This window comes from Streptomyces sp. AM 2-1-1 (assembly GCF_029167645.1).
Taxonomy (GTDB): Bacteria; Actinomycetota; Actinomycetes; order Streptomycetales; family Streptomycetaceae; genus Streptomyces.
Genome location: NZ_CP119147.1, coordinates 6,020,230 through 6,045,103, shown reverse-complemented (window position 1 = coordinate 6,045,103; position 24,874 = coordinate 6,020,230). Strand labels below are relative to the sequence as shown.

Genomic DNA, 24,874 nt, shown 5'->3' with positions numbered 1-24,874 from the left:
CGGGGCCCCGCCACATCCCACCGATGTCTCGGCGACTGCGGTAGCACTGGTGGGGAAGGGCGGCGGACTCGCCGTCCGGGCCGGCGGCGGGCATGCCGTCGGCGCCTGGACCGGAAGGAAGACCTCATGGACCTCTCGCACCGCACCGTCTTCGTTGTCGGCGGGACCTCGGGCATCGGGCGGGAACTGGCCCGGCGGTTCGCCGCGGCGGGCAGCACCGTGGCCGTCGGCGGCCGTGACCCCCAAGCGCTCTGCGAACTCGCCGCGGAGGGGTTCGGCACGTTTCCCGTCGACGTCACCGACGGCGCCTCGGTCACGTCCGTCCGCGACGCCGTACTCGCCCGGTACCCCGGGCTGGACACGGTGGTGACGATGTCGGGCGTCATGCTCATGGAGGATCTGCGCGACCCCGCGCACTTCGGGGCGGCCGAGAGGACGATCGACACCAACCTGCTCGGCACCATCCGGGTGATCGACGCCTTCACCCCGCATCTGATCGGGCGGGGCGCCGGCACCTTCGTCACCGTCACCTCCGGCATCGCTTTCCTGCCGTTCCCGCCCATGCCCAGCTACGCCGCCTCGAAGGCCGCGGTGCACGCCTACTCCGAGGCCCTGCGCGCGCAGCTCGACGGCACCGGGGTCGGTGTCGTCGAGCTCGTTCCCCCGGCCGTCGCCACGTCCGGCCAGCAGAAGGTGAACCCGCACGCTCTGCCGCTCGACGACTTCGCCGGCGAGGTCATGGACCTGCTCGCGAAGGACCCCACCCCGCGCGAGATCCTCGTGAAGGGGGTCCTCATGCACCGCTGGGCCGAGCGCGACGGCACCTACGACGACCTCGTCGCCCAGCGCTCCGGGGCCCTCTCCCTGCTGCCCGGCCGCGAGGGCTGACTCCCCGGCCGTCGGCCCGCACCGGCGCGCAGGGTGTCGTACGCGGTGCGCAGGCGGCGGACCCCCTCCGCGATCTCGCCCGCACCGGAGGCGGCCGCGAAGCTGATCCGGGTCTGCGCGGCGGGCGGTTCGGCGCAGAAGTACGGGCGGCCGGGGGCGACGGCGACTCCGGCGCGCAGCGCGCCGGAGACGAACGCGGCCTCGTCGGCGCCGCTGCCGCCCTCACCGGGGACACGCAACCAGAGGCTGCCGCCGCCGGAGGGCACGTGCGGCAGATCGAGTTCGGGCAGCAGGCGGCGGAGCTCACCGGCGAGCAGGGTGCGGCGTCGGGCCAACTCGGCTGCTACGGAGCGCAGATGGGTGTTCCAGGACGGCGATCCGACCAGTTCGAGTGCGGCCTCCTGGAGCGGTCTCGGTACGAAGAAGCTGTCCACGACCTGAATCGCGCGCAGTCGCTCCAGCACCGGGCCGCGCGCGGCCATCGCGCCGACGCGCAGGCTGGGTGAGGTGACCTTGGTGAGCGAGCAGACGTGCACGACGACGCCGTCCGGGTCGTCGGCGGCGAGCGGTGGGGGCAGCGGGCCCGCGTCCTCGTGGGCGAGGCGGCGCGCGAAGTCGTCCTCCACGACGAACGCCCCGGCGGTCCGGGCGATCCGCAGCGTCTCGGCCCGCCGTTCCGGGGCGAGGACGGCGCCGGTGGGGTTCTGGAAGAGCGGCTGGCAGACGAAGACGCGGGCCCCGGTGGCGCGGAACGCGGCGGCCAGCAGTTCGGGCCGCACTCCGTCCCGGTCCACCGGCACGGGGACCGGCCGCAGCCCGGCGGCGCGGGCGACGGCCAGCATGCCGGGGTAGGTCGGCGACTCGACGAGAACGGGAGCCCCGGGCGGTGCGAGCGCCCGCAGCGCGGTGGCCAGCGCGCTCTGCCCGCCCGCCGTGACGATGACGTCGGCCGCTCCGACGCCGGGCCCTATCTCCCGGGCGAACCAGGCGCGCAGCTCGGGCAGTCCGTCCACGGGCGGCCGGCCCCAGGCGCCGGGGCGGCGGCCGGCCCGGGCGAGGGCGGCGGCCATCGCCCGTTCGGGCTGGAGGGTGGGGTGGAGGTAACCCCCGTTGAACTCGATGACGCCCGGCGAGGGCGCGGCGAGCGTGACGAGGACCCCCGAGGCGTCGACGGTACGCGGTACCACTTCGGGTCCGCCGTCCCCGCTGAGCGACACCTCCTGCCAGGACGTGTCCCCCGCGGGCGGGGCGGTGGTACGGGGCTCCGCCCGGAAGGCCCCCGCACCCGGCCGGGTGACGACCAGCCCTTCGGCGGCCAGTTGGGCGAGCGCCCGGGTGACCGTGACCGGGCTGACCCGGAACCGCTCGACGAGAGCCCGGCTCGACGGCAGCTTTCCACCTGGTGAGTAGCGGTTCAGTTCGCCCCTCAGGGACTTTGCCAACTCCCCCACACTGCTACGCTCTTCCATGAGAGACGACAATAGCGCTACCCCTTCGGGAACGATAGCGCTCGCCCCGGTCACCACCCCCGCCTCCGCCGTTCCCGACGCTCCCCCGACCCCGACCCCGGCGTCCGCGCGTCCCGCCTCCGAACGGACCGGTTTCCTCCTCGCCTCCCTCGGGGTCCTCGCCTTCTCCCTGACGTTCCCCGCCACCGTGTGGTCGCTGGAGAGCTTCGGCCCGTGGTCCCTGGTGGCGTTGCGCAGTGTGCTCGCCGCTCTGATCGCGGGCGGCTTCCTGGCGTTCGCCCGGAGTGCTCGGCCCGGCCGCCGCCATCTGGGCGGGCTGCTGGTCGTGGCGGGCGGGGTGGTGGTGGGGTTCCCCCTGCTGACCACCCTCGCCCTGCGCACGACGACCTCCTCGCACGCCGCCGTGGTGGTGGGGCTGCTCCCGCTGACCACGGCGGTGTTCTCGTCCCTGCGCACGGGCTCCCGCCCGCCCCGGGCGTTCTGGATCGCGGCGCTCGCGGGAGCGGCCGTGGTGATCACGTTCACCGTCGCGCAGAGCGGCGGCGCGGTCTCGGCCGGCGACCTCTACCTCTTCGGCTCACTGGTGGTGTGCGCCGCCGGGTACGCGGAGGGCGGCCGGCTGGCGCGGGTGATGCCCGGCTGGCAGGTGATCGGCTGGGCACTGGTCCTGGCGCTCCCGCTCGCGGTGGCGGGCAGCGCGGTGGCGTTGGCGTACGAGCCGGTGCACCTGACCGGGCGCGGCATCGGCGGCCTGGTGTGGCTGGCGGCCGGGTCCACGTTCGCCGGCCTCTACGTCTGGTACCGGGGCATGGCCACCATCGGCATTCCCCGGGCCAGCCAGTTGCAACTGGCCCAGCCCTTGCTGACGCTGCTCTGGTCGTTCCTGCTGCTCGGCGAGGACCTCTCGGCGGCGGCCCCGCTCGCGGCGGTGGGGGTGCTGGTGTGCATCGCGGCGACCCAGCGAGCGGGCGCCCCGCGTGGACGCAGGGCTCCGCAGTCATAGACTTGTCGACAAAGGAACGCGTCCAGGAGGAGGTCGTTCCCCATGGAGGCACATACCGGCGACCGGTTGCTGACCCACGGCAGAACCGTCGGCCGGCCCGACCGGGTCGCGGAGATCGTCGAGGTACGCGGCCCGCACGGCACCCCGCCCTACCGGCTGCGCTACCCGGACGGCCACGAGTCCTTGGTGTACCCGGGGCCGGACAGCGTGGTCGAGCAGAGGGCGGGGCGGGACATACCTGAATCCGGCTGACCGGCACTGAGCGCGAGCACGTCCCAGCCGACACGACTGTCCCAACAGAGACGGCACCTTTACGCCGCCGACGGCACACCTGCTGCTCCGGCTCGCTCCAGGAGGGCCTTCGCGCGCCGATTGGCCGCATGAGGGGAGAGCACGGAAACCATCTCCTTCATGCGTTCGTCGCAGCGGCCCGACTGGACCACCGGGTAATCGTCCAGAGCCTCGTGCCACGTGGCGATCGCCGCTTCGAGGTGGCCCACGGCGAGTTGCCGCTCGGCCGTCAGGCCGAGGTGGCGCACCCTGGCCCGACGGTAGAGGCTGTGGCGAAGCTCGTTGGACTCCTGCATGGCCTTGACGGATCCGGCTGCGTTGCCCAACTCGTGTTGCACCTGCGCCTCGTGGTACATCAGCGAAGACGGATCGTACGAGCCGAAGGCCTTCGTCTGCGATTCGGCGATGTCCATCGCTCTCTCCGCTTCCTTCATGTGCCGCAGGGCCCGGTCACGCTCTCCCGACTGCGCTGCCGCGTGGGCCTGCTGACCCGCGAGGAAGGCTTGCATACGCGGACCGGCCTGCGGCGAGGCCGCTGCGGCGGCGTCCGCGAGACGAAGCGCGTGATTCCCGTGCCCGAGATCCACGGCCTGCACGGACATGCCCCGGAGAGTCGTGCAGTAGGTCAGATGGTCGTCCGCGGCACCGGCCAGTTCCAACGCCTTGAGGTAGTAGCTCTGGGCCAGACCATGCAGCCCTTCGTCCACTGCCATGTAGCCGGTCAAGTAGCACAGGTCCGCAGCCGCGGAAAGCATCCTCTTACGAACGGCGCTGGGCGCCTGGGCGTGCAGATATCCGGCGACGGTATTCACCAGGAAAGCCGCAGCCATGGGCCGGGCGTGCCTGCCGCCGAACTGATCGTCCAACTCGGACACACGCTCGGTCATCTGTGTGACCATGTCGACTTCTCCGTACCCGATGCGGGTCACCTCGCCGGCTGCGAACGCCTCGGCTCGACCCACCACATCCGGCCAATCCGGGATGGTGAGGGCGACCGAGAACAGCGCTGCCCCCAGCACGGAGCGGCGCGACGGGTCCATGTCCTGCCTCCCCAGATCCACGAGGCCGTGCACCGCGACGCGTTGAGTCTCACCGCTCTCCGGTCGAGGCAGTCCCGCTTCCCCGTGTGTGACTGGCCGACAGAGACGACGGGAGAGGGACTCCAGGATCGAAGCCCTCGCCTCTTTTCGTGGAACGGTGCCTTGGAGCCAGTGCTTCACGGCGGACTCGTCGTAACGCGTGGGCCGCCCGGACTCCGTACCCACTCTGTTCACAGCCATGGCGAAACTGCTGTACGTCCAGCCCGTCTCTCGCAGAAGACGAGCCAGTCCCTCGTTCGCTGTCTTCTGATGCACAGTCACCCCTCGGGTTTCAAGGCTTTCAAGTTCTCCCGCCTCTTTCACGGTACCGCCGAGCGTGACCGCACGGTTACGTACTGCGTGAGAGAACGAACGAGGGAGAGCGACGTGACGGCGGACGGAAGCGAGAGAAGTGCGACGGCAGGCCCACGCCCCGCGCCCGTGAACGTGGACGTGGACGTGGATGTGGAGACGATCTCGGAGATCACGGCTGAGGTGCTGGCCCTCCACCTCAGCACGTCCACGAGGGAGGACATCCTCGCCCACGCGGCGGCCGTGCACGGCTTCCTGAACCTGCTCGTCCGCGAGGATCTGGGCGCCGACGGTGACCCGACCGTGCGGGAGACGGTCGTCAGGGCGTACGCGCTGCTGGCGGCGAAGGCTCCCACCCGGGAGACGCCGTGCTTCAGCGCGTACGCCCACGTGCGGGAAGCGGCTGACCTCGCTCGGCGCCTCCTGCGGATCTGGGTGGGGCGGCACGGCACCGCGCGAGGCGGACACCCTCCCGTACCGACGAGCGGAGAACATCCGTGACCATGAGGATCACGGTGTACCGGGTGGACGCGGCGGGCTCCCGCCAGGTGATCCGCCCCACCCGCCCGGTGGAACCCTTCAAGACGCCTGCGGTGACGTCCACTTGGCCGGCATGCCAATGCCCTCGGCACGGGGCGGCTCGACGGGCCGGCCGGCCGAGCCCGGATGCGAGGCCCTCTCCGGCTCCCTCAGCATCACCGGCTCCGGCTCCGGCTCCATCGCAGTCTCCGTCCCCGGCTCCGCGGTGGACCGGGCACCCGCCGCCCGCGTCGGACAGGGCGTCGGACAGGGCGTCGGACAGGGCGTCGGACAAGGGCGGCGGACGCCTCGAACGCCGACTGCCGCCCCGCCGCCCCTGAAAGTCCTCCTGGGGGCGGTGCGCCGGGCGCTCCGCCCCTTCACCCCACCCCGTAATGGTCCGCCGCCACCCGTGCCATTGCGCCGATACGGTCCGCCTTCACGCTCTTCGCGGAGAAGAAGGCGTGTCCGCCGACGGCCGGGTACTCCTCGGCGAGGGTGAGGTGGCGGGAGAGTTCGGCCACGTTCTGCCAGGCGGCGTTCTGGGCGGGGTCGCCGGCCTTGTAGAGCGCCTCACCGATGTAGAGGTCGACGTCCGCGCCCTCCACCACCTCGGCCCACCAGGGGACCAGGTCGGCGTAGTCGGCGCCCGACTGGCCGATGCTCCAGTACAACTGCGGGCAGATGTAGTCGATCCACCCCTGCCTGACCCACTTGCGGGTGTCCGCGTACAGGTCGTCGTACGTCTGCACCCCGGCGGCGGTCGGCGAGCCGAGCGGGTCCGTCGTCTTGTTGCGCCAGACGCCGAACGGGCTGATGCCGAAGCGGACGTGCGGCTTGATCTCCTTGATCCGGTCGGCGGTCTCCTTCACCAGCCGGTCGATGTTGTCGCGCCGCCAGGCCGCCTTGCTGCTGAAGCCGCTCCCGTGCCGGGCATAGGTGTCGGCGTCGTCGAAGACCTGGCCGGACACGGGGTACGGGTAGAAGTAGTCGTCCCAGTGGACCGCGTCGATGTCGTACCGGCTGACCGCGTCCAGCATGGCGTCCTGGACGAAGGCGCGGACCTCCGGCAGGCCGGGGTCGTAGTAGAGCTTGCCGCCGTACGGCACGACCCAGTCCGGGTGGACCCGGGCGGGGTGGGTGGCGACGAGTTTCGCCGGGTCGGTGTGGTTGGCGACGCGGTACGGGTTGAACCAGGCGTGCAGTTCGAGACCCCGGTCATGTGCCTCGGCCACCGCCGTACCGAGCGGGTCCCAGCCCGGGTCCTTGCCCTGGACGCCGGTCAGGTACTGCGCCCAGGGCTCGTGGGGCGACGGCCAGAACGCGTCCGCGCTGGGTCTGACCTGGAGGATCACCGCGTTGAGACCGAACCGGACGGCCCGGTCCAGGTGGGCGGTCAACTCCGCGCGCTGGGTGGCCGCCGTCAGCCCGGGGGCCGAGGGCCAGTCGACGTTGGCCACCGTGGCGATCCACATCCCGCGCAGCCCGGTCGCCGCGCGGTGACGTCGGTCACGGGAGGCGGGAGCCGCCGCTCCCGCCGGCCCCGGTCCTGCCAGCGCCGCCACCACTCCGGCCGCGCCCAGCACGAAAGCTCTCCGGCCCATGCGCCGCATGCGCTCCACCTTCCTGTCGTCCTCCGCCGCACCGGTCCGGTGGGGCGCGTGACGCAGATCATGCCTTCCGGGACCCCTGATGACCCGCAGGTAACTTGGGCCGCGTCGCCGGGTACCGTCTGGGGGTCGAAGCGGGTTCCGCGACCCACGGGCCCCGCGATACGGAGATCAGGGAGAGGCACGAGGTGACGGACTCTATGGCCGGCATTGCACGCGTCGGAGTGGTCGGCTGTGGCCAGATGGGCGCAGGTATCGCGGAGGTCTGCGCCCGCAGCGGCCTTGAGGTGATGGTCGCCGAGACCACCGGTGAGGCACTGGAGATCGGCCGCACCCGGCTGCACAACTCCCTCTCCAAGGCCGCCGAGCGCGGCAAGATCACCGCCGAGGAGCGCGACGAGACCCTCGGCCGCCTCAGCTTCACCACCGACCTCGGCGAGTTCGCCGACCGCGACCTCGTCATCGAGGCCGTCGTGGAGAACGAGCAGGTCAAGACGGAGATTTTCCGGGTGCTCGACCAGGTGGTGACCCGGCCGGACGCGATCCTGGCGTCCAACACCTCGTCCATCCCGCTGGTGAAGCTGGCCGTGGCCACCTCCCGTCCGGACCAGGTCATCGGGATCCACTTCTTCAACCCGGCCCCCGTGCAGAAGCTCGTCGAACTGATTCCCGCCCTGACGACGTCCGACCAGACCGTGCTGCGGGCCGAGACTCTCGTGCGGGAGGTGCTGGACAAGCACCCCATCCGCGCGCAGGACCGCTCCGGCTTCGTGGTGAACGCGCTGCTGATCCCGTACCTGCTCTCCGCCATCCGGATGTTCGAGTCGGGGATCGCCAGCCGCGAGGACATCGACAACGGCATGGAAATGGGCTGCGCCCATCCGATGGGCCCGCTGAAGCTCGCGGACCTGATCGGCCTGGACACCGTCGCCTCCGTCGCCGACTCGATGTACGCCGAGTACAAGGAGCCCCTGTACGCCGCTCCCCCGCTGCTCCAGCGCATGGTGGACGCGGGCCGGCTCGGCCGGAAGACGGGGGCGGGGTTCTACCCGTACGTCTGAGCGTCTCTGTCGGGCCCGGCGGTGACGCCGCCGGGCCCGGTACGGATGGGGCACGACATCGCCGCCGGCCTGACCGCGACCATGGCGGCGACCTGCCGCGACACCCGTCGGCATAAGGCCTCTTTGATCAAGACCGGCGAGTTCCTGAGCCGAGGCTGAGCGCCCGCTCACTTGCGGGAGATACCGGGGAAGGGCCGCTTACACCCGGTCGACAAGGTGAGCCCGGCAGACGGTGGACAATCCTCCAACCAGCGGTCGTCGGGGCGGAAGGGCGCCCCGAGCGGACTGCGCCTGGTCGGCGAGGGAACCTTCACGCCGGTAGCGGCGTCGGCGGCGCGTACCGCGTGCGAGGAGAGAGGTACGCGCGGACGGCTCCTACACGAGCAGCGCGAAGACGAGGAAGAAGGCGGCCACCGCCACGACCAGCACGAGGATCGCGATCAAGGGCCCCTTGGCCCAGCCCCGCGGCGGCTCGTGACGTGGCCCCGTTTCGGACATGCTGCCCTCCGCGGGCGGGGTGTCCCCCGCCGGGGGCGTACCGCCCGGGTCGAGACCGGGGGTCGTGCGCGGATCCGGGTCCTGATTCTGGTTCGTCATACGCTGATGGGTAACCCGATATCGAGAAGGCAATCGGGTAGACCCGAACCGTCCGGCCCGGCACCAACTGGGGGCCGTGAATCTCGGTGTCGATGTGAGGGCCTCACATCTCGGTGGTGTCGATGAGCGTGACGCCACCCCTGTCCCCCGCCCGGCATCCACCTTCCCTCTTCCACGGCCGGCGATCATGGCGGTCCGCCGCCGCGCCCGGCAGGATGGGGCCCGTGCCGAAGAACCCCCCGGCCTCGATGCAAGACCACCTGCGCCGCCGTCTCAACCGCCATGCCCGTGCACGCTGGCCCCACGTGGACTCCATCACGGTCCACTTCCGTGCCGGCTTCGCCTACGTGGCAGCCGAGCTGCCCGGCGGAAAGAGCCTGCCGCTGTGCCGGCTGCGCTTCACCGGCGTGCCGCACGACTGGGGTTTCGCCCTCTACCTGGCGGGCAACGGCAGCTACCGGGATGGCATCCTGCCCCATGGGCTGCCGGCCGGCGCCCCGGAGGAGGCCCTCGACCGCGCAGGCGACCTCTACCTCAGTGTTCTCCCCTCGGCCGTCCGGGTGCCGACAGGACTCGTCGTCCTCGTCGGCCCGCCGGCTTCGGGCAAGACCAGCTTCGTTCGGGCACTGGTCGCGCGGCGGCAGATCGACGCGGAAGCCGTGGTCTCCAGCGACGAGATCCGCACGGAGCTGTTCGGCACCTCACCCGCGGAAGCGACATCCGACGCGGCGGACGCACGGATCTTCCAGGAACGTGACCGCAGGATCGTCGCCAGGCTCGCCGCCGGACAGAGCGCGATCGCCGAGTCCACGAACGTCACCCCGCAGGCACGCGCACGACTCATCGCCCTCGCAGCGCGTTTCCACGCACCGGTGACCATGCTGCGCTTCGACCCGGACGTCACCGACCTCCTCCGGCAGTACACCGAGCGAGGTCGCACCGACCTCACCGCCACGGACGTCCGCGCCTACGCGGCCCTCATGACCCGGGACGCGAGTGCCGACCGGCTCCGCTCCGAAGGCGCCACCGACGTCCACGATGTCCCTGGACGCCGCCGGGCGACCACTCCCGAGGAAGCCGCCGCGCACTTCTCGTTCGCCTGACGCGTCCGCTGTGTCCGGACCGGCATTCCCCAGCCCTCCCCTCCCTGGACCTCCCCGTCCGCGGACCGGCACGAGACCGGCACGAGACCGGAGCAGCCGGACTCCTCGACACCTTTGTCCCGCTCCGATGCGCCGCACACGTGCGCGAGGAGCCCGTTGTCGTCGTCGTACGCCTTCGTGCGGTCCGGGGCCCGTCTCCTCACGCCGTCGTGCGCCGTCCCGGATGAGGCGAAATCCGGCCATCGGGATTCCCCGTACGCCTGACCGTCCGTCGGCGGGCCGTGCGTACACCGCGGGCGCGCCGGGACGGGCCGGTTGTCCCCGCGGTGTACGCGGTCTCCCTCATCCCAGGCGAAGATGACGCAGCATCAGCAGCCCCGCCGCCATGTTGGCCGCCGGCACCTCGCCCCGCGCGATGAGGTCGGGTACCGACTTGAGGGGCACCCACTGACGGCGTGAGGACTCGAATCCGTCGCTCGGGGGGCCGGTCCAGTGGGCTTCCTCGGCCCAGTAGAGATGGTGGCGGGCGTCGGTGAGTCCGTTGGAGGGCTCCACCGCCATCAGCGGGCGCAGCGGGCCGGGGCGCCAGCCGGTCTCCTCCTCCATCTCCCGGGCGGCGGCCGCGGCGATGTCCTCGCCGTCCTCCACCACGCCCGCGGCGAGTTCCCAGCCCCAGCTGTCGGTGATGAAGCGGTGCCGCCAGAGCAGCAGGGCCTCGTCGGCGTCGTTGACGACGGTGGCGGCGGCGACGGGGCGCAGCCGGATGACGTAGTGGTCCAGGTGCCTGCCGTCGGGGAGTGCGACGTCCGCGAGGTTCACCCGGAACCAGCGGTTCTCGTACACGGCCTGTTCGTTCAGGTTCGTCCACTGCACGGATTTGCCACCTTTCGTTCGCTCGGTGACAACATCGCAGCAGGGGCACCAGGGCGAGGGAACGGAGGCCTCCAAATGCGCCGGGGCTCACAGGGGCACGCGCAGCGCTCCTCCGATCACCTCGGCCGCACGGGCGGCCTCCGTGCTCCCGCTGGCCGCGAGGTCGTCCCGGACGCCGGCCATCCGCTCGCGCAGCCGGCGCGACTCGACGCCGCGCGCCCGTTCCGCCATCTCGACGGCCGTACGTGCCGCCCGGTCGGCCTCCCCGAGGCGCAGCTCGACCTGGGTGAGCATCGCCAGCCGGTGCACCCGCCCCCGGTCGTGGGCGGGGGCGCGTACGGCCAGGACCGCGTGCTCCCGGGCGGCGGTGAGGTCGCCCAGACCGAGGAGCGCCTCGGCGACCTGGACGTCCACCAGCCCCGGCTGGACGTACGCGGTCTCCTCCGGCTCCGCGCCGGGCAGGATGCGGGCGGCCAGCGCTTCGGCGCGGCCGATGCGCTCGCGGGCGGTGGCGCCGTCCCCGAGCCGGGCGTACGCCTTGGCCTGCATGGCATGGAGGTCGGCGGCGAGCGCGGGCGTGAGGCGGTGTCCGGCGGCCCGTATCGCCGCCTCCGCGAAGGCGACCGCCCGGCGGAACTCCCCCAGGTGCAGCGACTGGTTGACCAGCAGTGCGATCACGTAGCCGCCGAGGGCACGGTCGCCGCTCGCCTTGGCGAGGCGCAGCGCCTGGTGGAAGTAGCGCTGGGCCAGTCCGTGGGCGTCGGAGTCGTACGCGCAGATTCCCGCGAGGGAGACGAGTCCGGCCGTCGCGCGGTGCAGTCGGCGGCCGGTCGCGTCATCGTGGCCCGCGTGCAGCAGCGGTGCCGCGCCCGCGTTGAGGAAGCCCACCACCCGGCCCCTCGTCGCGATGCCGCCGGCCTTTCGGTAGAGGTGCTCGTAGTGGTTGCGGGCGGCCCGCAGGGTCTCCAGGTCGGCGGGGCCGATGCGGGACGGGCCCGGGCGGGAGACGTCGGTGTCCTCGGGCGGGTTCTCCCACTCCCAGACCGGCATCACGGCCGCCGTCCCGGTGACGGCGGGGACGTCCGTCAGCCGCGGGTCGTGACGGCCGTCCGCGCGCCACAGCGCGGTGGCCCGTTCGACGAACCCGGCGAGCGGGGCACCGGGCGCCTCGACGGCCGGTGCGCCCGCCGCGCCCATGCCGATGTCGTCGAGGGTGACGGGCCGGCCCAGCCGCCGCCCGAGGACCTCGCAGATCAGGTCCGGTACCTCGCCGCGCGGGCGCTGTCCCTTCAACCAGCGGGAGACGGCGGTGTGTTCGTACCGCAGCCGGAGTCCGCGGGCCCGTCCGGCCAGGTTCACGTGGCCGGCGAGCCCCGCCCGTGAGACCTCCGCCTCCTCCACGAGGGATTCCAGCAGGATGTTGGGTTCCATGACCCCTCCCCCCTTCGACGGCGCCGGGTCCCGCGCACGTGCGCCGAGCAGGCGGGCCCGCAGGGAGGGCCGGAGCAGGCGGGCCGGGGCCCCGGGACCGGACCTGCGGGCCCGGGAGCCGCTGCCGGCCGGGACCTGCGGGCCGCACCCGTGCCGGACGCGTACACCGCAAGGTTCCAGCCAACCACCGATTCACACGGGGTGTGAACGGAATGCCCGAACCATCCCCCTGTGCGCCCTCCCGCACCGGGACGCGCCTCGGTTGACTGGGCGTCTCGCCGCAAGCGGCCGGGTCGTCGCGGCTCCCCCTCGTACAGCCCCGACGGCCCCCGTCCGCACCGCCCGCCCTGCCGGCCCGCCCGACACACCTCGGCAGGGCGGGTGGCGCGGGACCGCACGGTCCCACTGCCCGAACGAACAGGAGGGTGGACCCGGGACGGAGGCCGGGGCCGAAACGCTTCCGGTCCCGCCTCCGGGCCCGGTTGCGGTCCCCCGCGGACGGCGAGACGCGGGAGGGGCGTATCCGCACGACGGATACGCCCCTCCTCACCGTGCTACGGGACCGCGGGCCCCGCCGCGCCGGGGATCACGCCCCGCGCAGCACCGCGCCGGTCCGCTCGGCGGCGAGCGCCACCGCGGTGTCACGGGCGGCCGACGCCTCGTCGACCGTCAGCGTGCGGTCCGGCGCACGGAAGCGCAGCGCGTACGCCAGCGACTTGCGGCCCTCACCGACCTGGTCACCGGTGAACACGTCGAAGAGCCGCAGCGATTCGAGGAGTTCACCGGCGCCCTCGCGGAGCGCGGCCTCGATCTCCGAGGCCGGCACGCCGTCGGCGACGATGAGCGCGACGTCCTGGGTCGCCACCGGGAAGGTGGAGATCCGGGGGGCCCTGACCCGTCCGTCGACAGCCCGTTCCAGCACGTCGAGCTCGATCTCCATCGCGCTGGTGCGCTCGGGGAGGTGGAGCTCCTTGATGACGCGCGGGTGCAGCTCGCCCGCGTGCCCGAGGAGGGTCTCCTCGCCGTTCACGGTGACGTACAGCGCGGCGCAACGGCCCGGGTGCCAGGGGGCGTGCCGGTCGGCGCGGACCGTCAGCTCGACGTTCGCCTCACGGGCGACCGTGCGCGCGGCCTCCACCGAGTCCGCCCATCCGGCGGGACGGCCCTTGCCCCACCAGCCGGCCTGCTCGCGGGCGCCCGCGAGGACGACGGCGGCGTGGCGCGGCTGGCGCGGCAGCGAGGCGTCGAGTCCGGCGATCTCGTCCTCCGAGGGGCGCCGGTCCACCGGGAGGCGGACGGCCCGCGTCTCGTGACCGGTCGGCCGGAAGACCAGCCCGGTCTCGAAGAGCGCGAGGTCGTGCGAGCCCCGGCCGTCGTTGCGCCGCAGTGCGCCGAGGAGGCCCGGCAGCAGCGTGGTGCGCAGCGCCGGCTCCTCGTCGGAGAGCGGGTTGGCGAGGAGGACCGTGGAGCGTCGGGGGTCGTCCGTCTCCAGGCCGAGCCGGTCGAGGACGGCGTCGCCGGTGAACGGGTAGCTGAGCGCCTCGACGTAGCCGGCGCCGGCCAGCGCCCGGCCGATGCGGCGGCTCAGCCGCTGGCGGTCGGTGAGGCCGCGGCCGGAGGGCGGGGTCGGCAGGGTGGACGGGAGGTTCGCGTACCCCTCCAGCCGGATGACCTCTTCGGCGAGGTCGTTCGGCTCGCTCAGGTCGGGGCGCCAGGACGGCGCCGTGACCAGGAGCTCGTCCTGCCCGTAGACGTCGCAGCCGACCTCCTGGAGGCGGCGCACGACGATCTCGCGGCCGTAGTCGACACCGGCCACCCGGCTGGGGTGGTCGGCGGCCATCGCGATGGTGCGGGGCGCGGACGGGGCGCTGATCTCGGTGACGCCCGCCTCCGCGGTGCCGCCCGCGAGCAGGACCAGCAGGTCGACGGTGCGCTGCGCGGCGGCAGCGGCGGCCTGCGGGTCCACGCCGCGCTCGAAGCGCCGGGACGCCTCGGAGGACAGCTTGTGCCGGCGCGAGGTGCGGGCGATCGAGAGCGCGTCGAAGTGCGCGGCCTCGATGACGACCTCGGTGGTGGCGGCGGTCTCGCCCCCGTCGTCGGCGATCTCCGTGTGGGCGCCGCCCATGACGCCGGCGAGACCGATGGGCCCCCGGTCGTCGGTGATGACGAGGTCCTCGGCGTCCAGGACGCGGACGACACCGTCGAGGGTGGTGATCTTCTCGCCCTGCGTGGCGCGGCGGACACCGATGGGGCCTTCGACGCGGGTGCGGTCGTAGGCGTGCAGCGGCTGGCCGAGCTCCAGCATCACGTAGTTGGTGATGTCGACGGCGAGCGAGACCGCGCGCATCCCGGCCTTCTGCAGCCGGCGCGTCACCCACAGCGGTGAGCGGGCCTCGGGGTCGAGGCCGGTCACCGTGCGGGCGGTGAAGCGCGGGCAGCCGAAGGGGTCGGCGATCCGGACCGGGTAGCCGTACGCGTTCGGCGCGGGCACGTCGAGCAGCGCGGGGTCGCGCAGCGGCAGCCCGTACGCGGTGGCGGTCTCGCGGGCGATGCCGCGCAGCGACAGGGCGTACCCGCGGTCCGGGGTGACGGCGATGTCCAGGACCTCGTCGACGAGCTGGAGCAGCTCGATCGCGTCGGCGCCGGGCTCGGCCTCCGGGGGGAGGACGATGATGCCGTGCGTGCCGTCGTCGCCCATGCCGAGTTCGTCGGTGGAGCAGATCATGCCGTGCGAGGTCTTGCCGTACGTCTTGCGCGCGGCGATCGCGAAGTCGCCGGGCAGGACGGCGCCGGGGAGGACCACGACGACCTTGTCGCCGACGGAGAAGTTGCGGGCGCCGCAGACGATCTCCTGCGGCGCGCCGGTGCCGTTGGCGGTGCCGACGTCGACGGTGCAGAAGCGGATGGGCTTCTTGAAGCCCTCCAGCTCCTCGATGGTCAGCACCTGTCCGACGACCAGCGGGCCGGTGAGGCCGGCGCCGGTCCGTTCGACCGCCTCGACCTCGAATCCGGCGTCGACGAGCTTGGCCTGTACGTCACGGCCGGTCTCGGAAGCCGGCAGGTCGACGTATTCCCGCAGCCAGGAAAGCGGGACGCGCATCAGATCTCCATCCCGAACGGTCGGGTGAACCGGATGTCACCCTCGACCAGGTCTCGCATGTCTTCGACGTTGTGGCGGAACATCAGCATCCGTTCGATGCCGAACCCGAAGGCGAATCCGCTGTACTTCTCGGGGTCGACACCGCAGGCGACGAGCACCTTGGGGTTGACCATGCCGCAGCCGCCCAGCTCGATCCAGCCCTCGCTGCCGCAGGTGCGGCAGGGGCGGTCGGGGTTGCCGACGGACTCGCCGCGGCAGACGAAGCAGACCATGTCCATCTCGGCGGACGGCTCGGTGAACGGGAAGTAGTTCGGCCGCAGCCGGGTCTTCATGTCCGCCCCGAACAGCGCCCGCACCATGTGGTCCAGGGTGCCCTTGAGGTCGGCCATGGTGAGGCCCTCGTCGACGGCGAGCAGTTCGATCTGGTGGAAGACCGGGGTGTGCGTCGCGTCGAGCTCGTCCGTGCGGTAGACCCGGCCGGGGCAGACCACGTAGACGGGGGGCTTCCGGCTGAGCAGCGACCGCGCCTGGACGGGCGAGGTGTGCGTACGCAGCACGACGCCGGACTCGTCGCCCTCGGTGGGACGGCCGTCGGCCGTCGTGCCGCGGACGAAGAAGGTGTCCTGCATCTGGCGGGCCGGGTGGTCGGGCACGAAGTTGAGGGCGTCGAAGTTGAACCACTCCGCCTCGACCTCGGGGCCCTCCGCGATCTCGTAGCCCATGGCCACGAAGACGTCCGCGACGCGCTCCATGAAGGTCGTCAGGGGGTGGCGGGCGCCGGCCGGGGTGCGGTCGTAGGGCAGCGTGACGTCCACGGCCTCCTCGACGAGCACCCGGGCGTCCCGCTCGGCCTCCAGCTCCGTCTGGCGCGCGGCCAGGGCCTTGGAGACGGCGCCCCGGGCCTGGCCCACGCGCTTGCCCGCCTCTGCCTTGGCCTGCGGCGGCAGGGCTCCGATCTCGCGGTTGGCGAGCGAGAGAGGTGAGGTGCCCCCGGTGTGCGCGGTCTTCGCCTGGGCGAGCGCGTCGAGGTCGCCCGCGGCGGCGAAGGCGGCGAACGCCTCGTCCCGCATGCGCTCGATCTCTTCCGGTTTCAGTGCCTCGACCTCGACTGGGTCGTACGACTTGTTCGGTGCCGACATCTCTTCCCGTGCTTCCGATTGGCTGATACTGCGCGTATCGGGGGACACCCCCGGACCCCCGTGGCCCTGCTCGACGGCAGGAGGACGCAAAGGTGCCAAAGGTCGAGTCTAAAGGCCGCGGGGGTGCTGCGAAGCCCGTGGGCTGCTCGGGGCCCTCCACCGCACGGTGCGAAGGCGCCCGGTCCCTCCGCGCGCTCCTGGTTATCTCAGGTACGCGGGGGTGCTCACGGGCAGGATAAATCGAAACTCCGCGCCCCCGCCGGGGGCCCGGTCGACGGCGATGGTGCCGCCGTGGGCGGCGACGATGCCCTTGACGATGTAGAGGCCGAGACCGGTGCCGCCGCGCTTGCTGCCGCGCCAGAAGCGGGTGAAGACGCGGGCCATCGACTCCTCGGGGATGCCGGGCCCTTCGTCGCTCACGGTGACCGCCGTTCCTGTCTCGTCGTTGTCCGCCGTGGCGGGCGCGATGTCGATCGTGACAGTTCCCTCGCCGTGGCGCACCGCGTTTTCCAGCAGGTTGCCGAGGACCTGGTCGACCTTGTCGGGGTCGGCCCAGCAGTCGGGCAGCGGGTGGACGGCGCGGACGAGGAAGCGGTCGGGCGCCTGGCCGCTGGCGACGAGTGCCTGTACGTGGCGGGCGACGGCGGCCGCGATGTCGACGGGCTGGCGGCGCAGCTCCAGCCGGCCGGAGTCGATCCGGGAGATGTCGAGCAGTTCGGCGATGAGCCGGGTGATGCGGCCGGCGTCGGCGTCGACCGTCTCCAGCATGAGCCGCTTCTGGTCGTCGGAGAAACGTTCCCACTTGGCGAGCAGTGTGGCGGTGAACCCCTTGACGGAGGTCAGCGGGGAGCGCAGTTCGTGGGCGACGGTGGCGATGAGGTCGGAGTGGCCGCGCTCGGTGCGGCGGCGGGCCTCGGTCGAACGCAGCGAGACGACCACCCGCAAGACGGGTCCGGTGGGGTACTCGCGGACGTAGCGCGCGGAGACGAGGACCTCGCGGCCGCCGGGGAGCAGGAGGTTGCGCTCGGGCTGCCCGACACGGGTGGAGAGACCGCCGTAGGGGTCGGTCAGGGCCCACCAGCGGCGTCCCTTGAGGTCTTCGAGCGGCAGCGCGTGCTCCAGCGGGCTGCCGAGGGCGGTCTCCCTCGCCACGGAGGTGATGCGGACGGCGGCGGCGTTGAAGCAGACGACGTGCCCGGTCCGGTCGGCGACGACCAGTCCGTCCGGCAGGTCGTCGGGCTCGACGCCGGTGAGGACGTCCGCGCCGGCGGATCCGTCCCCGTACGCCCCGGGGCGTACGGGCACCATGTGCGTCCGACGCGACCCGCTCATGCCGACAGCCATATCCCGTACCCCACCTCTCGAACCGGTGCAGTGGGCCCCCGAGTCCGTCACCCTACTAGGCCGTGTCGTCGAAGCGCCCTCGTTCGGCCGGAGGCCGGGCCGGGCGGCGTCCGGTGCGTGCGGTCGCACGGTGGAGGATCGTGCTCGTACCGGACCGTACGGGCATGATTCCGGCGCGCCACGGGGTTCAGGAGGCCGTACGGGGGCGCTGCGCGCGGGCGGAGGCGTAGAGGCAGACGGCGGCCGCGGTGGCGAGGTTGAGGCTCTCCGCCTTGCCGTGGATGGGCACCCGGACCACCGCGTCGGCAAGGGCGCGGGTCTCCTCGGGGAGGCCCCAGGCCTCGTTGCCGAAGACCCAGGCGGTGGGGCCGCCCATGGTGCCGGCGTCGAGTTCGTCGTCGAGGTCGGCGGTGCCCGCCCCGTCCGCGGCCAGCACCCGCGCACCGGTGTCCCGCAGCCCTTGGACCGCGCGTTCGACCGGGACCCCGACCGCGACCGGCAGGTGGAAGTGCGAACCGACCGACGCGCGCACCGACTTGGGGTTGTACAGGTCGACCGAGGCGTCGGTGAGGATCACCGCGTCCGCGCCCGCCGCGTCGGCGCAGCGCAGCACCGTGCCGGCGTTGCCGGGGTCGCGCACGTGGGCGAGGACGGCCACCAGGCGGGGCTTCGCGGCGAGGATCTCCTCGAACGGCGAGTCCAGGAAGCGGCAGACACCGATCAGGCCCTGCGGGGTGACGGTCTGGGAGACGTCGGCGAGCACGTCCGCGTCGGCGAGGTGGACCCGGGCACCGGCCGCGTGGGCGGCGTCGATGATCTCCGTGTAGCGGTCCGCGGCTTCCACCGTGGCGAACAGCTCGATCAGCGTGGGTTCGCCGTCGGCGCCCCGGTGTACGGCGGCCTCGCGCACGGCCTGCGGTCCCTCGGCGATGAACCGGCGCTCCTTGACGCGGAAGTTCCGCTTGGCCAGCCTCCGGGCGGCGGCGACGCGGGGCGAACGCGGGGAGATCAGTTCGGGGATGCCCATGGTCGGCGGCGGGCCTCTCTGCGTGCGGCGGGACTCGGACGTGTCCGGCGGATCAGGGTCACGCGCCGCGAGAGGACGTGTGACGCACCGGACCCGCAGGCGGCAGGCGCCTGCGGGTCCGGGTCAAGAACCTTCGAGGACGCCTGGGTCAGGCGGCCTTGGGGGCGTTCACGTCGGCCGGAAGGGCCTTCTTCGCGACCTCGATGAGGGCGGCGAACGCGTTGGCATCGTTGACCGCGAGCTCGGCCAGGATCTTGCGGTCCACCTCGATGTTGGCGGCCTTCAGACCCTGGATGAGGCGGTTGTACGTCATGCCGTTCTGGCGGGCAGCCGCGTTGATGCGCTGGATCCAGAGCTGACGGAAGTCGCCCTTGCGCTTCTTGCGGTCGTTGTAGTTGTAGACCAGGGAGTGGGTGACCTGCTCCTTGGCCTTGCGGTACAGGCGCGAACGCTGACCGCGGTAACCGCTGGCAGCCTCGAGGATCGCCCGGCGCTTCTTGTGGGCGTTTACTGCCCGCTTGACGCGTGCCACTTTTAACTCCTTGCAGCGGGGCTGGTGTTCACGACTTCGGCGCGTCCAGCCCGGAAACGAATTGGTCCCGGTGTGATCGAGGTCGGCCTCCCGGAGTCACCGGGGGCCTGACCTCACTTGCCGAGAAGCTTCTTGACCTTCTTGGCGTCGGCCGGAGCCACGACGACCGTGCCGGTCAGCGAGCGGGTCTTCTTGGACGACTTGTGCTCGAGGAGGTGGCGCTTGCCGGCCTTCTCACGGAGCACCTTGCCGGAGCCGGTGATCTTGAAGCGCTTGCTGGTACCGCTGTGCGTCTTGTTCTTCGGCATCGCGCCGTTATCTCCTCGTCAGTGGCGCCCCTCACGGTGGGGCACCGCGGCAACAGGGGCGTCAGATCTCTGTGGATTCCGGGAGGACCGGGGGCCGCCTGGGTGGCGGCCCCGAGATCACGCCTCGGAAGGTGTCTCGGCCGAAGCCTCGGCAGGGGCCTCGGCGGGTGCCTCGGCCTGCGTCCCGGAGCCGTCCGCGGACTCGTCCTCGACGTCGTCCTGGGCGGTTCCCTGACGCTCGGCCTTGCGGGCGGCCTGCGCCTCGCGGGCCTCCGCCATGGCTTCGGTCTTCTTCTTGTGCGGGCCCAGAACCATGATCATGTTCCGGCCGTCCTGCTTGGGGCTGGACTCGATGAAGCCGAGTTCCTCGACGTCCGAAGCGAGGCGCTGGAGCAGGCGGAAGCCGAGCTCCGGGCGGGACTGCTCACGACCACGGAACATGATCGTGATCTTGACCTTGTCGCCCTGCTTCAGGAACCGGACGACGTGACCCTTTTTGGTGTCGTAGTCGTGCGGGTCGATCTTCGGCCGGAGCTTCATCTCCTTGATGACCGTGTGCGCCTGGTTCTTGCGCGCCTCACGGGCCTTCATGGCCGACTCGTACTTGAACTTCCCGTAGTCCATGAGCTTGCACACGGGCGGGCGGGCGGTCGCCGCCACCTCGACCAGGTCGAGGTCGTACTCCTGTGCGAGCTCCAGGGCCTTGGCAAGCGGAACAATCCCGACCTGCTCGCCGCTGGGTCCGACAAGTCGCACCTCGGGAACGCGAATCCTGTCGTTGATGCGGGGCTCGGCGCTGATGGATCCTCCTAGGTAGCACCACGCGACCGTCTGGCGGACAGCCACGTAACGTCTGTTTTCGAAAAGACCAACCGCCCCGGGAAACGAAAAATGCCCCGGACGGGACACAGGCGGGGCTCCTGGAAATACCGGAACACCGCCGCGTGACATCCGCGGGGCGCATCGGACGGCTCCATCGTCCGTACGGAACGATGGTGGCCGTCTGACCGGTGACCCGCCGCCCTGAGGGTGGCCGGGTGGGAGATCGGAGCCTCCACTTGTGGGCCGAGCACATAGGTGTCCGGCCGGTCGTTACACAAGGTTAGCAGCCACCGGACGGTGACGCTAATCCCCGTGCTCCCCGACGTCCCGCGGCGCCGTCGCCTCCGCCTCCCGCGCGCGGAGGCGGCCGGGAGCGGCCGTATCGTGTGGGGCATGAGTGACGCCCCCAGCACCGAGAACCCCGGCTTCGACGAGATGGCCCGCGACATCGCGGAGGTCCCCGCGGTCGAGGTGATCGTGACCGTCGCGGTCAACCTGATGAGCGCGGCCGCCGTGAAGCTCGGCCTGACCGAGGAGGGCGAGGAGCACAAGGACCTCGACGAGGCCCGCAAGCTCGTGCACGCCCTCGCCGGCCTGCTGGACGCCAGCACGACCGAGATCTCCACCTTCCACGCCTCTCCCCTGCGCGACGGTCTGAAGTCGCTCCAGCTCGCTTTCCGCGAGGCATCCTTCGTCCCGGACGAGCCGGGCGCCGGCCCGGGCGAGAAGTACACCGGTCCCGTCTACGGCTGAGACGTCCCCCGGAGCCCGGAGCCCGGAGACACCACTGACACCACGGACACCACGGAGCCCGCCTCCCCTCCCCGGGGACGGCGGGCTCCGCGCTTGGCGGGGGTGCGGACCGCGCGATGCGTCCGCCGCCGCGTCATCCTCGCCGGCTCACCACGTCTCGTACGCGGACAGCGGACGCACCGCGTCGCCCCAGCGCGCCAGGATCAGCAGGTCCCCGTACATGTACACGTCGGCGAGGGCGTTGCTGTCGTCGTCGACGTCCTCACGGAACGACCGGTCGTCCTTCTCGTCGCCGCTCTTCGCGTCGAAGACGTGGAGGTCGTCGTCGGAGGTGCCCTTCTCGTTGGGGTCGGAGACGGCGGTGATCCGGCCGCCGCCCGCATAGAGCCCGGAGAAGTCGCGTCGTCCCGGCCTCGCACGCCACGCCTCGTCGCCGGTCTCCAGGTCGAAGGCGACCAGCTGGTCGTAGGTGTAGCTCTTGTACGGGTAGGCGGCGACCGCGAAGAGTCTGCCGTCGCTCACCGCGACCTTCGCGCGCGCCTGGTCCGCGGGTATCTGCCCGTAGGCTCCGTCGAACTCGATCCGTCCCCGCGGGTCGCCGTCCGCCGTGAAGGCGAGGAAGGCGTGCACCCCGCGGTCCGCCCTCTCCGTCACCTGCACGACCGGCGGCTCCGCGGACAGGACGGACACCTCGGCGTCGGTGGCGACGCTGCGCCGCGCGTCGAGCGGCGCCTGCCAGCGCAGGGCGCCGTCGGCCGGATCGAAGGCGGCAAGCTTCAAGTCCGTCCGTTCGCAGGCGAGTACGGCGAGGACCTGCGCCGTGGACGCCGAGACGCGGTACGGGAGGCAGCCCTCGGGCATCGCCGCCTTCCACCGTGCCGCCCCGGTGCGGGCGTCGACGGCGCGCAGCGCCTCCGCGCCGGCCAGTCGCTCCCCCGGATCGTTGTACACGTCGTCGTCGTAGCTCCAGTACGGGTCGTCGTCGCGCAGGACGGCCAGTCCACCGCCCACCGCGACCAGGTCCGGCTGCTCCTGGAGGGTTCCCGACTCCGGGGCGACCGGGGTGTGCCACAGCTCGTCCCCCGTCCTGAGGTCGATCGCGGCGGCGGTGGCGCAGCCCCCGCCCTTCTCCAGGTCCCCGTCCTCGCCGTAGGCGATCAGGCCGATCCCGTCGGCGGTCGTGGTGCTGACCGCGCATATCTCGGCCCGTCCCGGCACCACGTACTCCCACCGCTCCTTGCCGTCGGCCGCACCGAAGCCGGTCACCGCGTCGAAGCGGGTGCGGATCACGGTGTCGTCCACCAGCCACCCGCCGTTGCCGTGGTCCGCGGCGTTCGGATCGCGCGGGGCCTCCCAGGCGCGGACCATCGCGCCGCCCGGCCAGTAGCCCTCCGAGTCCACGAGCGCCACCACGAGGGTGGCGACGACCGCGACGATGCCCACGGGTATCGCGAGAAGGCCCATTCTGCGGAGCAGCCTGCGAGGCCTCCCACCGTCCGGCGTCGGATTGTTCGTGTGCAAGAAATCCCCCTGACAGAGCGTCACACCGTGCCTCCGCAGGTTCCCACACGCCTCACGCGCCCCACACAGGTGGTCACCCGGGGGCAGTTCGTCCGCGCGTGGCGTGATCCGCCGACGAGCGGCATCCCGACGGAGGGGCGGTGCGGGGGCAGCGCTTCGCCGTGTTCCGGGGAGGAGCGACGGACACGCGCGGAGCCGTTCAGGTGGCGAAGGCGTACGCCTCGGCCACGAGGTGCCCGCAGGACCCCCGCCGGTACGCGGGCGCGGTCGGCGCTCGGGGGCCGGCGGTCAGCGGGTGAAGAGCGCCTCGCCGGGGGCATGCGCGCCGGCCGGCAGCAGGGCGAGGTCGAGGCCGCGTACCAGCCGGGCGCGCAGCACGTCGCTGGCGGACAGCGCCGAGGCCACCCGCCGGGCCGCCTCGGCGGGGACGGCGTCCGGGGCGAGGACCAGCGCGAGGGTGCCGTCGGCGCTCCCCGGGCCCAGGTGGGCGCGGAGCACGGCGGGCTCGGCCGCGACGACGTCGCGCACGGCCGTCACGACGGCGGGATCGTCCAGCGGGTCGGCGCCGACCCGTCCTTCGGCGAGGGCGCGCAGGGCCGCACCGGAGAGTTCGAAGGCGACGGGGCCGGCGAGGTCCAGGACGACCGTGTCCGCCTTCTCGTGGGCGGCGGCCTGGAGCGCCTGGTGCAGGGGTACGGCGACGGGGCGGGCCTCCGGGTCCCAGAGCGCGAGGGAGGCGGTGGAGGTGAAGGCGGGCAGCGCGCACCGGTTCCCCGCCCGGAGGGTGGGAACGGCCATGTCGCTGGTCTTCTCGCGGCGCAGCCCGTTCTCGTCCTCTTCCACCTCGCCGAGGACGGCGACCACGGGCACCAGGAGCCGGGCGTCCCGGAGGGCGGCGAGGACCGGCCCGACGGCGGCCCGGTCCCGCGACCAGGCGGTGAGCGCCGCCGTCAGTGCGGGGTCGGCGGTGCCGTCGTCGTCGGAGAAACCGGGGTCCGGGATGTTCTTGAGCTCCACGGGACGAGCGTAGTGGGTCCGGTTTCTCACCCGGACGACAGGTTCGCCACATACGTTTCTCAGACGCGGTTCCTAGCCTGCGGCCATGCCCCGTCGGAGAATGCGCAGGTCGGTGATGTCCGCTTCGGTGGCCGCGATGGTCGTGCTGGCCGGCACGGCCGCCGGTGGGGCGTACGTGGCGAACCGTTCGGCGGACGGTGCGGCCTCCCCCGTCGCCTCGGTGGCTTCGGCCTCGTCGCAGGCCGCGGTCGCCGGGGACGGTAGGGCCTCCGCGGCGACGGATGAGGAGCGGGAAGTGGAGTACGACGCGCTGGTGGCGGCGGCCGTGCGGCCGGTGGCGGGTCGGGCGCGGCTCTCCGTCGCCGTCCTCGACCAGGAGAGCGGGGCGGGCGGGGCGTACGAGAGCGCCGCCGGGCAGACCTTCGACACGGCCAGCGTCGTGAAGGTGGACATCCTGGCGGCCCTGCTGCTGACCGCGCAGGACGAGGGCCGGGAGTTGACCGCCGCCGAACGCGCCTCGGCCGCCGCCATGATCGAGAACAGCGACAACGCCTCGGCGACCCGGTTGCTCCAGGTGGTCGGCGGCGCGGGTGCGCTCGACGCGGCGAACGAGCGGCTGGGGCTGACCGGCACCACCGCCTCGCACGCCTGGGGGCTGACGCAGACCACGGCCGCCGATCGACTGCGGCTGCTGGAGGCGGTCTTCGCCGAAGGCGGGGGCCGTGGCGCCGCACTGTCGGCGGACTCGCGGAGCTACGTCCAGGAGTTGATGGGGCAGGTGGAGGCCGACCAGCGGTGGGGGGTCTCCGCCGCGGGTGACGGCGACGGCACGCTGCTGAAGAACGGCTGGATGCCCCGGACCACCACCGGATTGTGGGACATCAACAGCGTGGGGCGGGTCGTGTCGGGCGGCAGGACGTATCTGGTGGCCGTGCTCAGTGACGGGCACGCCACCCAGCAGGAGGGCGTCGCCCTGGTCGAGGCGGTGGCGAAGGCGGCGGTGGATGCCGTCGCGGCGGCCTGACCCTACGGCGGGCCGACCGTACGCGGTGGCCGCCGCCGACCCGCCCGGCGG

23 protein-coding genes are annotated in these 24,874 nt (G+C 72.4%); 8 read left to right on the top strand and 15 right to left on the bottom strand.

Features of this window, described 5'->3' with window-relative positions; translation table 11 throughout:
* Nucleotides 1-126: 126 nt before the first annotated feature.
* A complete protein-coding gene (locus PZB77_RS26345) occupies nucleotides 127-888 on the top strand; it encodes an SDR family NAD(P)-dependent oxidoreductase (RefSeq protein WP_275495114.1) in 762 nt (253 codons plus the stop codon).
* Here the strand turns inward: PZB77_RS26345 and PZB77_RS26340 are convergent.
* The gene (locus tag PZB77_RS26340; RefSeq protein ID WP_275495113.1) at nucleotides 825-2,357 is read right to left on the bottom strand and encodes a PLP-dependent aminotransferase family protein; all 1,533 of its coding nucleotides are present in this window, start codon (nucleotides 2,355-2,357) and stop codon (nucleotides 825-827) included. The genes PZB77_RS26345 and PZB77_RS26340 overlap by 64 nt on opposite strands.
* On the opposite strand from PZB77_RS26340, the gene PZB77_RS26335 reads away from it, so the two are divergent.
* Nucleotides 2,356-3,360: a DMT family transporter gene (locus tag PZB77_RS26335; protein WP_275495112.1), complete on the top strand. Its 1,005-nt coding sequence runs from the start codon at nucleotides 2,356-2,358 to the stop codon at nucleotides 3,358-3,360. The two genes, PZB77_RS26340 and PZB77_RS26335, sit on opposite strands and share 2 nt — an antisense overlap.
* Before the next feature lie 42 nt (nucleotides 3,361-3,402).
* On the top strand, nucleotides 3,403-3,612 hold the full coding sequence (locus PZB77_RS26330) for a DUF1918 domain-containing protein (protein WP_275495111.1): 210 nt from the start codon (nucleotides 3,403-3,405) through the stop codon (nucleotides 3,610-3,612).
* Between the two features lie 59 nt (nucleotides 3,613-3,671).
* Here the strand turns inward: PZB77_RS26330 and PZB77_RS26325 are convergent, their stop codons facing one another.
* Complete coding sequence (locus tag PZB77_RS26325) at nucleotides 3,672-4,931, bottom strand: tetratricopeptide repeat protein (protein WP_275496225.1); 1,260 nt, start codon at nucleotides 4,929-4,931, stop codon at nucleotides 3,672-3,674.
* Nucleotides 4,932-5,171: 240 nt separating this feature from the next.
* Here PZB77_RS26325 and PZB77_RS26320 point away from each other — a divergent pair, with 240 nt between their 5' ends.
* Entirely contained in the window at nucleotides 5,172-5,543 is a 372-nt protein-coding gene (locus tag PZB77_RS26320; protein ID WP_275495110.1) for a hypothetical protein, read from the top strand.
* Nucleotides 5,544-5,941: 398 nt separating this feature from the next.
* On the opposite strand, the gene PZB77_RS26315 is transcribed toward PZB77_RS26320, so the two are convergent.
* Nucleotides 5,942-7,174: a family 10 glycosylhydrolase gene (locus PZB77_RS26315; RefSeq protein WP_275495109.1), complete on the bottom strand. Its 1,233-nt coding sequence runs from the start codon at nucleotides 7,172-7,174 to the stop codon at nucleotides 5,942-5,944.
* A gap of 197 nt (nucleotides 7,175-7,371) precedes the next feature.
* On the opposite strand from PZB77_RS26315, the gene PZB77_RS26310 reads away from it, so the two are divergent.
* Nucleotides 7,372-8,232, top strand: coding sequence for a 3-hydroxybutyryl-CoA dehydrogenase (locus PZB77_RS26310; protein WP_275495108.1), 861 nt, complete (start codon nucleotides 7,372-7,374; stop codon nucleotides 8,230-8,232).
* A gap of 375 nt (nucleotides 8,233-8,607) precedes the next feature.
* On the opposite strand, the gene PZB77_RS26305 is transcribed toward PZB77_RS26310, so the two are convergent.
* Nucleotides 8,608-8,829: a DUF6480 family protein gene (locus tag PZB77_RS26305; protein ID WP_275495107.1), complete on the bottom strand. Its 222-nt coding sequence runs from the start codon at nucleotides 8,827-8,829 to the stop codon at nucleotides 8,608-8,610.
* A gap of 224 nt (nucleotides 8,830-9,053) precedes the next feature.
* On the opposite strand from PZB77_RS26305, the gene PZB77_RS26300 reads away from it, so the two are divergent.
* A complete protein-coding gene (locus PZB77_RS26300; RefSeq protein ID WP_275495106.1) occupies nucleotides 9,054-9,932 on the top strand; it encodes an ATP-binding protein in 879 nt (292 codons plus the stop codon).
* A gap of 342 nt (nucleotides 9,933-10,274) precedes the next feature.
* Here the strand turns inward: PZB77_RS26300 and PZB77_RS26295 are convergent, their stop codons facing one another.
* The 9 genes from PZB77_RS26295 to infC form a co-directional block, all read right to left on the bottom strand.
* Entirely contained in the window at nucleotides 10,275-10,805 is a 531-nt protein-coding gene (locus tag PZB77_RS26295; RefSeq protein ID WP_275495105.1) for an NUDIX domain-containing protein, read from the bottom strand.
* 87 nt (nucleotides 10,806-10,892) lie between these two features.
* Nucleotides 10,893-12,236, bottom strand: coding sequence for a transcriptional regulator (locus PZB77_RS26290; protein WP_275495104.1), 1,344 nt, complete (start codon nucleotides 12,234-12,236; stop codon nucleotides 10,893-10,895).
* Between the two features lie 586 nt (nucleotides 12,237-12,822).
* Nucleotides 12,823-15,336, bottom strand: coding sequence for a phenylalanine--tRNA ligase subunit beta (gene pheT, locus PZB77_RS26285; protein ID WP_275495103.1), 2,514 nt, complete (start codon nucleotides 15,334-15,336; stop codon nucleotides 12,823-12,825).
* The gene (gene pheS, locus PZB77_RS26280) at nucleotides 15,336-16,475 is read right to left on the bottom strand and encodes a phenylalanine--tRNA ligase subunit alpha (RefSeq protein ID WP_275495102.1); all 1,140 of its coding nucleotides are present in this window, start codon (nucleotides 16,473-16,475) and stop codon (nucleotides 15,336-15,338) included. The genes pheT and pheS overlap by 1 nt, the downstream gene beginning before the upstream one ends.
* A gap of 201 nt (nucleotides 16,476-16,676) precedes the next feature.
* Entirely contained in the window at nucleotides 16,677-17,783 is a 1,107-nt protein-coding gene (locus PZB77_RS26275) for a PAS domain-containing sensor histidine kinase (RefSeq protein WP_275496224.1), read from the bottom strand.
* Between the two features lie 223 nt (nucleotides 17,784-18,006).
* Nucleotides 18,007-18,846 (bottom strand): RNA methyltransferase, encoded by an 840-nt coding sequence (locus PZB77_RS26270; RefSeq protein ID WP_275495101.1) that lies wholly within the window; start codon nucleotides 18,844-18,846, stop codon nucleotides 18,007-18,009.
* Between the two features lie 148 nt (nucleotides 18,847-18,994).
* The gene (gene rplT, locus PZB77_RS26265) at nucleotides 18,995-19,378 is read right to left on the bottom strand and encodes a 50S ribosomal protein L20 (protein ID WP_275495100.1); all 384 of its coding nucleotides are present in this window, start codon (nucleotides 19,376-19,378) and stop codon (nucleotides 18,995-18,997) included.
* Between the two features lie 113 nt (nucleotides 19,379-19,491).
* A complete protein-coding gene (gene rpmI, locus PZB77_RS26260; protein WP_275495099.1) occupies nucleotides 19,492-19,686 on the bottom strand; it encodes a 50S ribosomal protein L35 in 195 nt (64 codons plus the stop codon).
* Nucleotides 19,687-19,803: 117 nt separating this feature from the next.
* Complete coding sequence (gene infC / locus PZB77_RS26255) at nucleotides 19,804-20,532, bottom strand: translation initiation factor IF-3 (RefSeq protein WP_275495098.1); 729 nt, start codon at nucleotides 20,530-20,532, stop codon at nucleotides 19,804-19,806.
* Nucleotides 20,533-20,901: 369 nt separating this feature from the next.
* Here infC and PZB77_RS26250 point away from each other — a divergent pair, with 369 nt between their 5' ends.
* Nucleotides 20,902-21,261: a DUF1844 domain-containing protein gene (locus PZB77_RS26250; RefSeq protein WP_275495097.1), complete on the top strand. Its 360-nt coding sequence runs from the start codon at nucleotides 20,902-20,904 to the stop codon at nucleotides 21,259-21,261.
* A 147-nt stretch (nucleotides 21,262-21,408) separates the two neighbouring features.
* Here PZB77_RS26250 and PZB77_RS26245 read toward each other — a convergent pair whose 3' ends face one another.
* Nucleotides 21,409-22,725 (bottom strand): PQQ-binding-like beta-propeller repeat protein, encoded by a 1,317-nt coding sequence (locus PZB77_RS26245; protein WP_275495096.1) that lies wholly within the window; start codon nucleotides 22,723-22,725, stop codon nucleotides 21,409-21,411.
* Between the two features lie 345 nt (nucleotides 22,726-23,070).
* Nucleotides 23,071-23,799 carry an SseB family protein gene (locus tag PZB77_RS26240; protein WP_275495095.1) on the bottom strand — a complete coding sequence of 243 codons (729 nt, stop codon included), beginning with the start codon at nucleotides 23,797-23,799 and terminating at the stop codon, nucleotides 23,071-23,073.
* Between the two features lie 85 nt (nucleotides 23,800-23,884).
* On the opposite strand from PZB77_RS26240, the gene PZB77_RS26235 reads away from it, so the two are divergent.
* Nucleotides 23,885-24,823 carry a serine hydrolase gene (locus PZB77_RS26235; protein ID WP_275495094.1) on the top strand — a complete coding sequence of 313 codons (939 nt, stop codon included), beginning with the start codon at nucleotides 23,885-23,887 and terminating at the stop codon, nucleotides 24,821-24,823.
* Nucleotides 24,824-24,874 lie beyond the last annotated feature (51 nt).